The sequence below is a fragment of the Thiothrix fructosivorans genome, from assembly GCF_017349355.1.
Taxonomy (GTDB): Bacteria; Pseudomonadota; Gammaproteobacteria; order Thiotrichales; family Thiotrichaceae; genus Thiothrix; species Thiothrix fructosivorans.
This window is the reverse complement of sequence record NZ_JAFMPM010000006.1, coordinates 794,575-809,780: the sequence shown is the minus strand read 5'-3', so window position 1 is coordinate 809,780 and position 15,206 is coordinate 794,575. Positions and strand designations below refer to the sequence as shown.

Here is a 15,206-nt window from a genome sequence, read left to right as displayed (position 1 = left end):
GCCTTGATTTGCCCCCCAAACAAGGAATGCCATGTCGATCAGTACGATTGTTAAATCCATTCAAGACATTATGCGCAAGGATGCCGGTGTTGACGGCGATGCCCAACGCTTAGGGCAAATGGCGTGGTTGCTGTTCCTGCGCATCTTTGACGAGCAGGAACTGGATTTAGAGGCGGAAAGCAACGACTACCAACCCGCCTTGCCTGCGAAATTGCGTTGGGGTGCTTGGGCAGCGACAACCATTACAGACCCAGATACAGGCGAAGAAAAACAGAATCCAAAGACTGGCGAAGCCTTGCTGACATTCGTCAACGATACTTTGTTTCCTACCCTGAAAAGCCTGCCTGCGACCCGTGAGAAGAATCCGCGTGGCTTCGTGGTCAAAAAGGTGATGGAAGATTCCTACAATTACATGAAAAACGGCACGTTGTTGCGGGCTGTCATCAACAAGCTCAACGAGCTGGAGCTAGAAAGTCTGGATGACCGTCATGCATTTGGCGATTTCTACGAAACCTTGCTCAAAGACCTGCAAAGCGCGGGCAATGCGGGCGAATTTTATACCCCGCGTTCCGTGACCGAATTCATGGTGCAAATGACTAACCCCAAGCTGGGCGAACGGGTGATTGACCCCGCGTGTGGTACGGGTGGCTTTTTGACTTGCACCATCGAGCATGTGAACCGCCATGAGGTTAAGGGTGATGCCACCGCTCATCGCACCTTGCAACGCCAGATTTTCGGGGTGGAAAAAAAGCCGCTGCCGCATTTGCTGTGTACTACCAATATGTTTTTTCACGGTATTGAAGTTCCTGATCAAATTATGCGTGACAACACGCTGGCACGGAAACGCGATTACTGGAAACCGACGGAACGCTTTGACGTGGTGCTGACCAATCCGCCGTTTGGGGGCATGGAAGAGGACGGCATTGAAAAGAACTTTCATGACGATATGCAGACCCGCGAAACCGCTGACCTGTTCCTGCAATTGATTGTGCATATCCTCAAAGATAAAGGGCGGGCGGCGCTGGTATTGCCGGATGGCACGCTGTTTGGCGAGGGCGTGAAAGCCAAGATCAAGGAAATGCTGCTGCGCGATTGCAACCTGCATACCGTGGTGCGCTTGCCGAATTCGGTATTTGCGCCGTATACCAGCATCAAAACCAACTTGCTGTTTTTGGAGAAGGGCGAGCCGACCCGAGATATTTGGTACTACGAAATGCAGTTGCCGCCGGGGGTGAAGGCGTATAACAAAACCCGTCCGCTGCGGGTAGAAGAGTTTGCGGCGTGTGCCGCATGGTGGGGTGGTGCGCAACGTGAAGGGCGCGTGGAAAATGCGCAGGCATGGAAAGTACCATTCGGCACGCTGAAAGCCGACAAACAGTCGGAAGCCAAACCGTATAACGATGAAGCCAAGGCACAACGTTTGCTGGTTAGTAATCTGGCGCACGCCATCAAGGAACTGAAAGCGCAGCTGAAAGACGCGGATGCTGACGGCAAGGCGGCGTTGAATACGCAAATTGAGCAGTATCAGCTTGAGCGTGAGCAGGCGTTGGAGGCGGAAAAGCAGGCGCGAGCCAAGGCGGATGGGATTTACTGGCCGATTTACAACCTCGACAGCCCGAATCCGCACGTTAAGGCATCGACCTTGGGCGACCCTGATGCGTTGTTGGCGCGGCATGGGGCGTTGCAGACCGAGATTGAAGCGACGTTGGGGCAGTTGCAGGCAGTGTTGGCGGCGGCGTTGAGTGGGAAGACAGTATGAAGAATACCCCTCACTCTCCAGAGCTTGCTCCCTTTGATCTTGCGGCTTTTGTGGCGCAGTTTCCGCTGTTTGCGCGTGCGCCGAATGGCATCGCCAACCTTCGCGCCCTCATCCTGCAACTCGCAGTACAAGGCAAACTCGTCCCGCAAGATCCCAACGACGAACCTGCATCAGCGTCGCTTGAAAAAATCGCCGCCGAAAGAGAACAGCTAATCAAAACAGGAAAAATAAAAAAAGAAAAACCATTACCAATGATTGCTGATGACGAAAAGCTATTTGAGTTACCGGAGAAATGGGTGTGGGTAAGGTTAGCAAGTATTCTGTCTATTTCCTCAGGAAAAAATCTTACATCATCTCAGATGAATCCAAAAGGAGAAATTCCTGTTTTTGGTGGAAATGGAATAACGGGATACCATGATCAGTCAAATATTTTCAAACCAACATTGGTGATTGGTAGAGTCGGATTTTATTGTGGGTCGATACATATTACACCCGATAAAGCATGGATTACGGATAATGCTTTTATTACATATTTCTCAGAAGAAAATATTGATTTGGTTTTTCTATCTTGGCTACTGAAGAGTAAGAATCTGAACGAAAACGATAGTGCTACAGCTCAACCAGTTATATCAGGAAGAAAAGTATACCCAATCGTCGTTGCATTACCACCACTAGAAGAGCAGCAGCGGATTGTGGCGAAGGTCGATGAGTTGATGGCGTTGTGTGATCAGCTCGAAGCGCAACAGGATGATCAGGCGCGTAATTTGCTGGAGGCGAATACTGCGGCGGTTCAGGCAGTGACGAAGACCCCCATCCCCAGCCCTTCCCCCGCAAGGGGTGAAGGGAGCGAAGATGCTCAGGAAAACGCTGAACTCTTGTCCCCTCACCCCCTTGCGGGGGGAGGGTTAGGGAGGGGGGGAAATGCGTGGCAACGCATCGCCACCCATTTCAACACCCTGTACGGCACAAACCTACCGCTACCCAGCGAGATGCGGCGCGGCAAACTGAAAGACCGCACCGTAGCACTCGAAAACATAGCGAAATTGCGCCAACTCATCAGGGAATTAGGGCTTAAAGGCAAATTAACCGATAGCGATGCTACTCACTGGCAATGGCATTCTTTTGCAAGTCTCGGAGATAATCGGCTAGGAAAAATGCTAGACCAAGCCAAAAACTCTGGCACAGCAGTAAAATACCTACGCAATACAAATGTTCAATGGTATCGGTTTGAATTAGATGATTTGTTAGAAATGAAAGTAGAAGAGCATGAATTACCAAAAATCACCCTATTGCCCGGTGATTTGGTTATTTGTGAAGGCGGCGAAGCTGGACGCGCTGCTATTTGGAACGGTGAACCAATCGTGATTCAAAAAGCACTGCACCGTTTCCGCTGCTATGATGAGCTTTTCAATCAATATGCACTTTTATGCCTAAGAACAGATGTTGAGAGCGGACGTTTAGCGGAATATTACACGGGCGCAACCATAAAACATTTCACTGGAAAAGCGTTAAAAGATTACACGATTCTACTCCCCCCACTGGAAGAGCAACACCGCATCGTAGCGCAAGTCGATGAATTGATGGCGTTGTGCGACACGCTGGAAACCTTGCTGACGGAACAGCGGCAAGTGGCAGCAGATTTCAGCGCGGCAGCGGTGCTGGCGGTGACCGCATAGAATCACACACTTTAATACACTCCTTGCATTAAGATGTTACACTTTAATGCAAGGAGTGCATTATCATGTTCCATCGTCAAGCCGTCACCGACATTATCCGCTGGTATCAGCAACCCCAACGCAAGCCGCTGGTGATCCGTGGTGCACGCCAAGTGGGGAAAACCACCGCCGTGCGTCTGGCGGGAGCACAACTAGGCATTCCCGTCATTGAAATCAACCTAGAACGCCATGCCGAACTCGAAACCCTGTTCCGGCGCTACCAACTCGATGAACTGCTATTCAATGTCGCCCTGATCACCGGGGAACAAATAACCCCCGACAAACCCATGATCCTGTTTCTGGACGAAGCGCAAGCCACCCCCGCCGCCTACGCCTGCTTGCGCTATTTCTGGGAAGACATGCCCAATCTCGCGGTCATCCTCACTGGCTCATTACTCGATCAAGTGTTGAATGACTACCAGCTACCCAGCCCGGTAGGGCGTATCGAGCCGTATTTCATGGGCGCATTACGTTTCGATGAGTTTCTGCAAGCCATCGGTGCAGACAAGAAATTACGTGCCCTAGACATGCTCACTGCCAGCAATATGCACCTGATTCCCAACAGCTTGCACGAAAAATTGCTGGGGCTGGTGCGTCGTTACACCCTCACGGGCGGAATGCCGCATTGCGTGCAGTTGGGGCTGGATACGGGTTTCAGCCATGCCGACATCCTCAAATACCAGAGCGCATTGCTGCAAACTTACCGTGATGATTTTGCCAAATACCGGGGTTCGCAAACCGCGCTGACGTTGAACACTTTTTTCAACGGCATACTGGGGCAAGTCGGGCAACAATTTTCCCACAAACAAGCCAATGAACTCGCCGCCACCAGTAGCGGAGACAACCGCCAGTTGAATACCGCGATTGAACATTTTATTGCTGCCCGCCTGTTTTACCGCGTGCTGCACAGCCAGGCGGATGCCGTGCCATTAGGTGCAGAAACCAAAATTCGCATCAGCAAATTTCTGTTTATCGACATCGGCTTATTGCTGGCAGCACAAGGCATTCCAGCCCAAAACATCCTGCAAGCTCCGCTGGAAATGGCAGGGCGTGGCACACTGGCCGAACAATTTGTCGGGCAACAATTGCTGTATGCCAAACCCGCCTACATCAACCCGGAACTGTATTACTGGCAACCGCCCAAAGCCGAAGGTCAAGCAGAAGTTGATTTCCTCTACACCCACGGCAACGAAATTATTCCGGTGGAAGTGAAGGCTGGCAGCAGCGGTACAATCAAATCGCTGCAATCATTTGTGGTCAAGAAGCAATCCGAACGTGCGGTACGCATCAGTTCAGCCAAACCCTCGATCGATAAGCTAGAAGCCAAGTCCAATGGGCAAAGCCGCTCGTTCCAATTGTTGAATATTCCGTTTTATCTGGTGAATCGGTTGGATGCTTTACTTGGATCACAGGCAGGAAACGCACCATGAAAACCACCGTCATCAGCATCCTCGGTTCGCGCCTTGACCAGCAGGGCTTAGGCAAACGCCGCCACTCGCGCTGGCGACCGTCGGTCAGCATCCTCATGCACCCGGAATTTCCGGTGGATGAATTCATCCTCATCCATCACCTCGACGAAGTGGAGCTTGCTGCCGTTACCCTGCGTGACATGCGCGATCTTGCGCCGCACGCCCGCATCACCCCCTACGTGGTCGACTACGCCAACCCGTGGGACTTCGAGCAAGTCTATAACCAGCTCCACGAATTCACCCGCCAGCAACGTTTCGACCCGGAGCAACAACGCTACTACGTGCACATCACCACGGGTTCGCACGTTGCGCAAATCTGCCTGTTCCTGCTCACCGAAGCCAATTACATCCCCGGCAAATTGCTACAAACCTCGCCGAGTGCGGAAGGCGTGCAAGGCACGTATCAAATCATCGACCTCGACCTATCACGCTACGACCAAATCGCCAGCCGCTTCGAGCGCGAAGCCCAAGCAGGCATCGCCTACCTGAAAGGCGGCATCGACACCCGCAACCCCGCCTTCAACGCGCTGATTGCGCAACTCGAACAAGTCTCCATCCGCTCCGCCGCGCCGATCTTGCTCACCGGAGCAACCGGTGTGGGCAAATCACGCCTCGCCAAACGCATTTACGAACTGAAAAAGCAGCGTGGGCAAGTCAGCGGCAAACTGGTGGAAGTCAACTGCGCCACCTTGCGCGGCGACAATGCCATGTCCGCACTGTTCGGGCATGTGAAAGGCGCGTTCACCGGCGCACTCACCGCCCGCAGCGGCTTGCTGCGTGAAGCCGACAAAGGTTTGCTGTTTCTGGATGAAATCGGCGAACTGGGGCTGGACGAACAAGCAATGTTGTTACGCGCCATCGAAGACAAAGTATTCACCCCCTTCGGCAGCGACAAGGAAACCAGCAGCGATTTCCAGTTGATTGCCGGAACCAACCGCGACCTGTTCCAACGGGTACGTGATGGCAAACTCCGCGAAGACTTACTGGCACGCATCAACTTGTGGACGTATGAACTCCCCGGTTTGCGCCACCGCCTCGAAGATTTGGAGGCGAATATCGAATACGAATTGCAGCAATTCACCCGCAAAGTCGGGCACAAAGTCAGCTTCAACAAAGCGGCACGCGAACAATACCTCGCGTTTGCGCACACTCCAGCAGCGACGTGGCGGGCGAATTTCCGCGACCTCAATTCCAGCATCACACGCATGGCAACGTTGGCAAATGGCGGGCGCATTACCGAAGAAAGCGTGACGGAAGAGATTCGCCGCTTGCGCTACGATTGGGGTAGTTTCCAAAGCGTGACGAGCGGGAACGATCCTGATAGCGTGCTATGCGAAGTTGTGGCGGACGATGTGCTTGCCAACATTGATCATTTCGACCGCGTGCAATTGGCGGAAGTCATCCGCGTATGCCGCGCTGCTAAAAGTTTGGCGGATGCAGGACGCACCCTATTCAACATCAGTCGCACGCAACGCGCCAGCGCGAACGATTCGCACCGACTACGGGTGTATTTGCAAAAATACGGGCTAACGTTTGCGGAATTGAGTTAGGGCGACCAGCCGGTCGCCCTCTTCCCTATTTTGCGCCGCTCAATGCCTGCACTTCCGCAATCGCTGGGGCTGCACCTTCTAGATCGAATTGCGGCGGGAACGATTCGCGCACGCTTAACACCTTCAATTGACCCGCTTTTTCAAGGCTGCGGATTTTCGCTTCAACCGGATCAGGTTGCACCGTCGTACCGCGCACGGTAGCACGCGTAAGCGCGGTATTATCTGTCGGTGGCGTGCAAGCACACAAAGTAGCAAGGCAAAATGCCAACGTGCCGAGAATTTTCATAGCCGTTCCTTAGGTTGAGTTTGTTAGCAAACCTTACACCTTGCGAGCCATTGCCTCAACACTCGCAAACGCTGCCATGTTCACGATACCGCGCACCGTGGTGCTTTCGGTAAGGATATGCGCGGGGTAATTTGTCCCTACCAACATCGGCCCCACGGGTAAGCCATCCGCCAACATTTTGGTCATGTTATAAGCGATATTCGCCGAATTCAGGTCAGGGCACACCAACAAATTCGCTTCGCCTTCAAACGCCGCGCCTTTGAACATGCGATCACGGACTTCTTGCGATAACGCTGCATCCGCGTGCATTTCACCTTCCACCAGCAAATCGGGGTGCTTTTCACGCAAGATTTCCAGCGTGCGGCGCATTTTAGCGGAATGCACATTCATGCGGCTGCCGAAATTGGAATGCGACAGCAACGCGGCTTTTGGTTCAAACCCAAACCCTGCCACCAATTCCGCCGCTAACGCCGTATTATCCGCAAGCTGCTCCGCCGTTGGATCATCCCCGACATGCGTATCGGTGAGGAAATACGTACCTTGCTTCAAAATCAGCATCGTGACCGCCGCGACATCGCTCAAACCGGGACGCGCCCCAATCAAATCACGCACATAATGCAGGTGCGAAATGAAATTGCCTTCCACCCCGCAAATCATCGCGTCAGCATCGCCACAACGCACCATCACCGCTGCAATTTGCGTGGTACGTGCTGTCATGACGCGACGGCTATAGGTCGGCGTTACACCCTTGCGGCACATCGCGGCGTAATGCTCTTCCACATGACGTTCGTAATCAGGATTATTGCGCGGGTCAACCACGGTAATGTTTTCACCGATTTTCAGGCGCAGATCGTAAGCTTCGATATTGCGTTGGATCAGCTCAGGATTGCCCAGCAAGATCGGTTTGCAAATGCCATCGTCCACCAACTGCTGCACGGCATTGATGACACGCTGCGATTCACCTTCGGCAAACACGATGCGTTGCGGGTTGCGCTTGGCTTTTTCAAACACCGGCTTCATGGTCATGCCGGAGCGGAACACGAAGCTTTCCAGTTGGCGTTCATACGCCTCGAAATCGGTAATCGGACGAGTGGCGACCCCGCTTTCCATTGCGGCTCTGGCAACACGCGGCGGAATAATCGTCATTAGGCGCGGGTCGAATGGCTTGGGAATCAGGTAGTCGCGCCCGAAGTGGAATTCCGCGCCACCATACGCCGAGACCACCACGTCAGAGGCTTCGCGCATGGCAAGGTCGCCAATCGCTTCGACCACCGCGATTTTCATCGCCTCATTAATTTCGGTGGCACCCACATCCAACGCACCCCGGAACAGGAACGGGAAGCACAGCACGTTGTTCACCTGATTCGGATAATCGCTGCGTCCGGTGGCAACAATCGCGTCAGAACGCACTTCGTAAATCAGTTCGGGGCGGATTTCTGGCTCAGGGTTGGCGAGCGCAAGGATAAGGGGGTTTTCCGCCATCACCTTAACGTGGTGCTGTTTCAGCACACGTGGCGCGGACAAACCGAGGAAAACATCCACGCCGTCCATCACATCATCCAGCGTGCGGGCATCGGTGTCGATGGCGTAGGCAGCATTGTACGGGTTCATTTCTTCGACCCGACCTTTGTAGATAATGCCGAAACGGTCGTTAACAATGATATTGTCTTTCTTTAAACCCATTTCGACCAGCAAATTCATGCAGGCAATCGCCGCCGCACCCGCGCCAGAACACACCAACTTCACGTCTTCGATATTCTTACCCGCGACGCGCAAACCGTTACGGATTGCTGCTGCCACGCAAATCGCCGTGCCATGCTGGTCGTCGTGGAACACCGGAATTTTCATCATCGCTTTCAGGCGTTTTTCCACCTCAAAACATTCCGGCGCTTTAATATCTTCGAGGTTAATACCGCCGAAGGTCGGTTCGAGTAAGCTGATCGCATCCACTAAACGGTCAACGTCGAGCGTGTCCATTTCAATGTCGAAGGCATTTACACCTGCGAATTTCTTGAACAATACCGCCTTACCTTCCATGACGGGTTTGGAAGCGAGTGCGCCAATCGAACCTAAGCCCAGCACCGCCGTGCCGTTGGAAATGACCGCTACCAGATTGCCACGGCTGGTGTAATCCGCCGCACAAGCAGGGTCAGCCGCAATCGCAAGGCTGGCTGCCGCCACACCGGGGGAATACGCCAGTGCTAAATCGCGCTGGTTCGCCATGTTTTTGGTGGGGGTGACTTCGAGTTTGCCCGGTTGCGGGAAGCGGTGGTAGTCGAGTGCGGCTTGGTCTAATTCGTCTTTCATAGCGGTGGTTATCCTAAAGCAATTATCGAAACGTAGCCCCGACACTTATGGAAGAATCGTGCCGATATTGGGCTAACTTGTCATTTTCTTGCTAACTGAATGATGCGTAAGTGTTTTGTATTTCTGGGAAAAACGGGGTGTCTTGTCAGAAACGCCGTTAGGTGGCGGAAATCCGCCGCCCGACCAATGGCATTCTGGCGGAATACCGCCGTCTATCTGATATTACCTGACTTTTGTGCAATGCGAAAATTTTTATTAAGCCATTGTTTTTAAAAAAGTTTAAATCTTTATTGGCAAAATAGGGAGAGTTGGCACGTTTCTTCCAATACTGAAACCGTGTTTAACCGCAATTCTTTGGAGAGAGAGATGAAAAAGACCTTACTGACCCTGACTACCGCTGTTGTTCTCGGCCTGTCCAGCATGTACAGCTACGCTGCTGACCCGATCGTCATCAAGTTCAGCCACGTAGTTGCACCCGATACCCCTAAAGGCAAAGCGGCTGACAAGTTCAAAACACTGGCGGAAGAAAAAACCAAAGGCGCAGTCAAAGTTGAAGTTTACCCCAACAGCACGCTCTACAAAGACAAAGAAGAAATGGAAGCCCTGCAAATGGGTGCTGTACAAATGCTCGCGCCGTCACTGGCAAAATTTGGTCCATTGGGCGTGAAAGAGTTTGAAGTATTCGACCTGCCTTACCTGTTCCGCAACTACGACGACCTGCACAAAGTTACCCAAGGCGAGATTGGTGCTGGCTTGCTGACCAAACTGGAAGCCAAAGGCGTAAAAGGCTTGGCGTACTGGGATAACGGTTTCAAGGTGATGAGCGCCAACAAACCACTGAAAACCCCGGATGATTACAAAGGCTTGAAAATGCGTATCCAATCTTCCAAAGTACTGGAAGCGGAAATGCGTGCCTTGGGCGCAAACCCACAAGTCATGCCATTCTCCGAAACTTACCAAGCCCTACAAACCGGCGTTGTTGACGGTACTGAAAACCCACCATCCAACCTGTTCACCCAAAAAATGCACGAAGTGCAGAAGAACGCAACCGTCACCAACCACGGTTACTTGGGTTACGCGGTCATTGCGAACAAAGATTTCTGGGAAAAACTGCCGGAAGACGTGCGCAAAGGCTTGGATGAAGCAATGAAAGAATCCACCGATTTCGCCAACCAAATCGCCAAGGAAGAAAATGACAAGGCACTGGAAGCCGTGAAAGCCTCTGGTAAAACTGAAGTCTATACCCCGACTGAAGACGAAGTGAAAGCAATGCAGAAAGCACTTGCACCCGTTCACGCGGAAATGGCAGATCGCATGGGCAAAGACCTGATCGACTCCATTTACAAAGCCACTGGGTTTGATCCTTCTAAATAAGTGGAAGGCGCGGGGAGAGGAGCAAACACTCTCCCCCCAATACATTTTGGAGGAGGAATGTATGAAGTGGCTCGATCATCTGGAAGAAATTTTCATTACCGCGTTGATTGGCGTAGCGACGCTGATCATTTTTATTGCGGTGGTTCACCGTTACGCTTCCGGCTTACCGCTGGGTGCTTTCCAAGATTTTTTACTCAGTATTCACATGAGCTGGGCGCAGGAGTTGTGCATCATCCTGTTCGTGTGGATGGCGAAATTCGGCGCGGCTTACGGCGTGCGTCAAGGCATTCACGTTGGGGTGGATGTGCTGGTTAATCGCTTGAACCCTGACAACCGTCGTCGTATGACCACGGTAGCATTATCCGCTGGCATTCTGTTTACCGGCATCGTTGCTATTCTGGGCGCTCGCATGGTCTGGGAAAACGGGCTGGCGTATGTTGCCCTGAATGCGTTGGGCATGGATGCGGGCAGTCATTACGAAGGCCCTACTACCCCTGATTTGGAATGGCCAACGTGGATCGTGTATCTGGCAGTGCCGCTGGGTTCGTCGTTAATGTCGTTCCGGTTTATGCAAGTGCTGGCGAATTTCTGGCGCACGGGCGACTTGCCCCACCATGACCACGGTCATGTCGAAGGGCTGGATGACGTTGAACCCTTCCCTATCGTGGAGCAAAAACCATGAGCGCACTAATCATTTTTGGCTTGTTAATGATGCTGATGCTGACAGGGATGCCGATTTCCATCGCGCTCGGTCTGACGGTATTGACCTTTTTGTTTACCATGACCTCTGTGCCGATTGAGGCGGTGGCGTTAAAGCTGTTCACGGGCATTGAGAAGTTCGAGATCATGGCAATTCCGTTTTTTATCTTGGCGGGTAACTTCCTCACGCATGGCGGGGTGGCGAAACGCATGATTTTCTTTGCCTCGTCGATGGTGGGACATTGGTACGGCGGCTTGGGCTTGGCAGGTGTCTTGGCTTGCGCCTTGTTTGCGGCAGTATCGGGTTCTAGCCCTGCAACCGTGGTAGCGATTGGCTCGATTTTATTGCCTGCGATGGTGAAAGCGGGTTTCCCCAAGCAATTTGGCGCTGGTGTTATTACCACCTCTGGGGCGTTGGGGATTTTGATTCCGCCCTCCATCGTGATGGTGATGTATGCGGTGGCAACCAATACCTCGGTGGGTGCGTTGTTCATGGCGGGTGTCGTCCCCGGTTTCTTGCTGGCAATGTTTTTGGGGTTAACGACGTGGTATCGGGCGCGGAAAAACAATTACCCGCGTCAACCCAAAGCGACTGTGGCAGTACGGATTAAGGCTTTCCGCGATTCGATGTGGGGCTTGTTGCTGATCGTGGTAGTCATGGGCGGGATTTACTCCGGTATCTTTACCCCGACTGAAGCGGCGGCCATGAGTGCGGTGTATGCCTTCGTCGTGGCGGTGTTCGTATACAAGGACATGGGCTTGAAGGATGTGCCGAAAGTATTGCTGAACTCTGCCAGCATGTCGGCAATGTTGCTGTACATCATCACCAACGCGGTCATGTTCTCGTTCATTATGACCAATGAGCAAATCCCGCAAACCTTGGCGGAGTGGATGTTGGCGCAAGGCTTGGGGCCGATTATCTTCCTATTGGCGGTGAACGTACTGTTGCTGATGGCGGGTAACTTCATGGAACCGTCCAGTATCACCTTGATTTTTGCACCGATCCTGTTCCCCATGGCAATCAAGCTGGGCATTGATCCGATCCATTTTGGCATCTTGATGGTAGTGAATATGGAGGTGGGGATGTGTCATCCGCCCGTGGGCTTGAACCTCTATGTCGCGTCGGGGATTACCAAAATGGGCATTACCGAGCTGACCATTGCGGTTTGGCCTTGGTTACTGACCATGCTGGGCTTCTTGGCATTGGTGACGTATGTACCGGCGCTCAGCCTGTGGTTGCCGCGCATGATGGGCATGTTGTAGGGAGTAGGAACAATGACTGAAGTAAAACCGTTTAAAACCATTTTGTATGCCACCAACTTGGGCACGCACATGCGCCCCGTATTTCGGCAAGCAGTCAATTTGGCGCGTATCCATCAGGCGAAGATCATCATGTTGCACGCGGTTGCGCCAATTGGCATGACCGGGCAGGCGATTTTGTCAATGTACTTGCCCGACAAGGAAGTGCATGACATTGAGCAGGACAGCATGAATCAGGTGATCGAAACCATGCGCGAACGCCTGAAAAACTACTGCTCTGAAGAGGATGACATCTGCAAGGATAAGGATGCACTGATCGACAAAATTGCCGTCAGCGCGGGCAATCCGGCGGATGTGATCAACCATTATGCGGAAACGCACGGGGTGGATTTGATCGTGATTGGCACACATACCCGCCATGCGGGTGGGCATACCATGCTGGGGTCAACGGCGCGGACGGTGACGCAGCATAGCAAAGTGCCGGTGTTGATGATTCCGAATGGCGAATAGTGTTTCGCTTTCATTGAGCCATGTGTTTACGCCTGCCGGTCTCCTCATCGGCGGGCGTTTTTTTATCCGTTACTATCCCCCCGTTATGGTTTACTTTGTGTCGAAAGTGAGCTGATTTATCCATTACTTTGCGTCTGAAACTGGCAAAAATAACCCTTACTTTATGCTAAAATATTGTTTCAATTTCGTGAAACAGTCATCAATTCAAAGGCTTATATGATCATTTCCAGCGTAGAGAAACTTATTGATGGAAAACTGCCGGGGCACGTGCAGTTCAACGCAACTATCCGTGAAGCGTGCAAACGCATGTGTGAACTGAATGTTGGGGCAGTAAGCGTTCACGCCGTCTGTAGCGGGTTAGAAGCTAACGGTTGAGCCAAAGGGAAGCGCACCGAGACAGACTTATGAGCCAAGCCTTGTGAGCAAATGTCCCGCATCAATATCGCCATATTCATCCCCAATTGACGTGCCGTCCCCAGCACGGTCATCACCGTTGGACGGAATCTGTCACCTTGTGCCGACTGGCTGGCAAAGCTGGTTTTCCGCCATTGCACATACGGCCTGATCACCCGCTCGGCACGGTTATTGGTGAGGGGAATGCGACTATCCTTGAGGAAAGTCCAACACATCGCCTCATCCTTGAGCAAATGCTTGCATTGGTTGGTGGTGCGTTTGCAATTCTCCAATGCCAAGCCTTTGTTGAGCGTGGCTTGGAAGCTGCGGCGCAAGCGGAGTATCCGCCGTTGGTAGCGAGCGGCTTCATCGGGTTGTTGTTGCCAGCGGTGATGGGTGCGGACGGTGGTATAGGCGAGTAACAACAGGCGTTTGCCCACGCTTCCCCCTTCGCCGCAACGCCCCGCCATTTTGCGGAAGTGGCGGATCAAATGCGCCCAACACAGTTGCCGCCGTTCGGGTGGGACGTTGCCGTAACCACTGAAGTGGTCGGTGACCAGATAGCCAGTAAAGCTGCCCAACAAGGCATCGGCGGCGGCCTTGCCGCGTGAGTAATGGGTCATGAAGTAACTCACGCTATGGTCAGCCAATGCCCATAACCAGTAAGTGTTCGTACCGCGATAATGGCGGGTTTCATCGGCGTGGCATACCGCTTGTCCGCGTACATACTGACCTACTTGACGGTATAGCGGCCCCATCCACGGAATGGCTTTGCCTTGCGCCTTGCTGATAGCCCCAGTGCTAAAACGCACGTGGCACATTTCCCACAACAGAACCTGGATCTGGCGCATGGATAGGCGGAACTGACCACTCAAAATCACCACCCAGGCGATCACGCCTGCACCCATTTGACCGCTCGGCACCCAATCCGGCCACTGGCTGTGGTGCTTGATGCCGCAGGATTGGCAAACACCCTGATAAAACTGGTGTTCCGTCACGTCCGGTGGCGGCGGTGGAGCAATATCCGTGACCTGATGGCGGTAAGGGTTTCCCCAATCAATCGCCACTGCCCCACCACAGGAACAGGTGCTTTCAGGGAAATACTGTTCGGTACGGGTCACTTGTTCGGGAGGATATAACGCCCGTTCGTGACGCGGATGCCCCGGTTGCCCACCGTGTGGGCGGCTACTCCCCTTGCGTTTGGGACGCAACGCCCGTTGTTCCGGGCTGTCGGAGGACGGCGCTTTGGAACTGTTACGCGAACTGCTGCCGAATTTGGCAACCAGTTCTTCCAGTTGTTTTTGCAGCATTTCGACTTGTTGCTCCAGCACCGCCACCCGTGCCACTTGCTTCTCCAACTCAGTTATCCGTTCCTGTTGGCGCACGATCACCTGATGCGCTTCATCCAGTGTCGTGGGTAAGGTAGGAACGGCGGCTAACAAGGGGTAAATGACTCGCTGTTGGGATGGGGTGAATTTACTACAAGTTCGCTGGAATGCCTAATAGAGGGCGTGAACGCTTACGTTGGGGCACTGGTGGTCTTTGATCAGCAACAACTGGTAGGCATTTTAAGTGAGCGGGACGTGATCCGCCGCTGTCTGGGTATCGACCTCCATGTGGACGAGACCGCTGTTGCGATGGTCATGACCAAAACCCCCATCACCATTGACGCTGGCAGCAGTCTGGCAAACGCGCTGGAAGTCATGCAAACGGGCGGTTTCCACCATCTCCCGGTGACAAAAGACGGTCAGCTTATCGGCTTGCTGGAGCTGGATGACATCCCTGAGGAATACCATTTGCTGCTGGAACAATTCAAGGAATTACGGGCAAGGTAGAAAACAGGTTGCGTTATCCTTGCTCAACTCCCGCAAACTCGACCAAACT

12 protein-coding genes are annotated in these 15,206 nt (G+C 52.9%); 9 read left to right on the top strand and 3 right to left on the bottom strand.

What is annotated here, in order from left to right; translation table 11 throughout:
- Nucleotides 1-31: 31 nt before the first annotated feature.
- The 4 genes from J1836_RS07145 (at nucleotide 32) to rtcR (ending at nucleotide 6,493) form a co-directional block, all read left to right on the top strand.
- A complete protein-coding gene (locus J1836_RS07145; RefSeq protein WP_207250388.1) occupies nucleotides 32-1,759 on the top strand; it encodes a class I SAM-dependent DNA methyltransferase in 1,728 nt (575 codons plus the stop codon).
- Complete coding sequence (locus J1836_RS07140; RefSeq protein ID WP_207250387.1) at nucleotides 1,756-3,435, top strand: restriction endonuclease subunit S; 1,680 nt, start codon at nucleotides 1,756-1,758, stop codon at nucleotides 3,433-3,435. Before J1836_RS07145 ends, J1836_RS07140 begins: the two co-directional genes overlap by 4 nt.
- 65 nt (nucleotides 3,436-3,500) lie before the next feature.
- Nucleotides 3,501-4,904: an ATP-binding protein gene (locus J1836_RS07135; protein ID WP_207250386.1), complete on the top strand. Its 1,404-nt coding sequence runs from the start codon at nucleotides 3,501-3,503 to the stop codon at nucleotides 4,902-4,904.
- Nucleotides 4,901-6,493 carry an RNA repair transcriptional activator RtcR gene (rtcR, locus tag J1836_RS07130; protein WP_207250385.1) on the top strand — a complete coding sequence of 531 codons (1,593 nt, stop codon included), beginning with the start codon at nucleotides 4,901-4,903 and terminating at the stop codon, nucleotides 6,491-6,493. The genes J1836_RS07135 and rtcR overlap by 4 nt, the downstream gene beginning before the upstream one ends.
- A gap of 25 nt (nucleotides 6,494-6,518) precedes the next feature.
- Here the strand turns inward: rtcR and J1836_RS07125 are convergent, their stop codons facing one another.
- Together J1836_RS07125 and J1836_RS07120 are read right to left on the bottom strand one after the other, a co-directional pair.
- Entirely contained in the window at nucleotides 6,519-6,779 is a 261-nt protein-coding gene (locus tag J1836_RS07125; RefSeq protein WP_207250384.1) for a hypothetical protein, read from the bottom strand.
- Nucleotides 6,780-6,812: 33 nt separating this feature from the next.
- Entirely contained in the window at nucleotides 6,813-9,086 is a 2,274-nt protein-coding gene (locus J1836_RS07120; RefSeq protein ID WP_207250383.1) for an NADP-dependent malic enzyme, read from the bottom strand.
- A 366-nt stretch (nucleotides 9,087-9,452) separates the two neighbouring features.
- Here J1836_RS07120 and J1836_RS07115 point away from each other — a divergent pair, with 366 nt between their 5' ends.
- From J1836_RS07115 to J1836_RS07100, 4 genes are all read left to right on the top strand, one after another.
- Nucleotides 9,453-10,460, top strand: coding sequence for a TRAP transporter substrate-binding protein (locus J1836_RS07115; protein ID WP_207250382.1), 1,008 nt, complete (start codon nucleotides 9,453-9,455; stop codon nucleotides 10,458-10,460).
- A gap of 61 nt (nucleotides 10,461-10,521) precedes the next feature.
- On the top strand, nucleotides 10,522-11,142 hold the full coding sequence (locus tag J1836_RS07110) for a TRAP transporter small permease (RefSeq protein WP_207250381.1): 621 nt from the start codon (nucleotides 10,522-10,524) through the stop codon (nucleotides 11,140-11,142).
- The gene (locus tag J1836_RS07105; RefSeq protein ID WP_207250380.1) at nucleotides 11,139-12,422 is read left to right on the top strand and encodes a TRAP transporter large permease; all 1,284 of its coding nucleotides are present in this window, start codon (nucleotides 11,139-11,141) and stop codon (nucleotides 12,420-12,422) included. The genes J1836_RS07110 and J1836_RS07105 overlap by 4 nt, the downstream gene beginning before the upstream one ends.
- 12 nt (nucleotides 12,423-12,434) lie before the next feature.
- Complete coding sequence (locus tag J1836_RS07100; protein ID WP_207250379.1) at nucleotides 12,435-12,929, top strand: universal stress protein; 495 nt, start codon at nucleotides 12,435-12,437, stop codon at nucleotides 12,927-12,929.
- A 338-nt stretch (nucleotides 12,930-13,267) separates the two neighbouring features.
- On the opposite strand, the gene tnpC is transcribed toward J1836_RS07100, so the two are convergent.
- Entirely contained in the window at nucleotides 13,268-14,764 is a 1,497-nt protein-coding gene (tnpC, locus tag J1836_RS07095) for an IS66 family transposase (RefSeq protein ID WP_207250294.1), read from the bottom strand.
- Between the two features lie 69 nt (nucleotides 14,765-14,833).
- Between tnpC and J1836_RS07090 the strand changes: the two genes are divergently transcribed.
- Nucleotides 14,834-15,157 (top strand): CBS domain-containing protein, encoded by a 324-nt coding sequence (locus tag J1836_RS07090; RefSeq protein ID WP_207250378.1) that lies wholly within the window; start codon nucleotides 14,834-14,836, stop codon nucleotides 15,155-15,157.
- Nucleotides 15,158-15,206 lie beyond the last annotated feature (49 nt).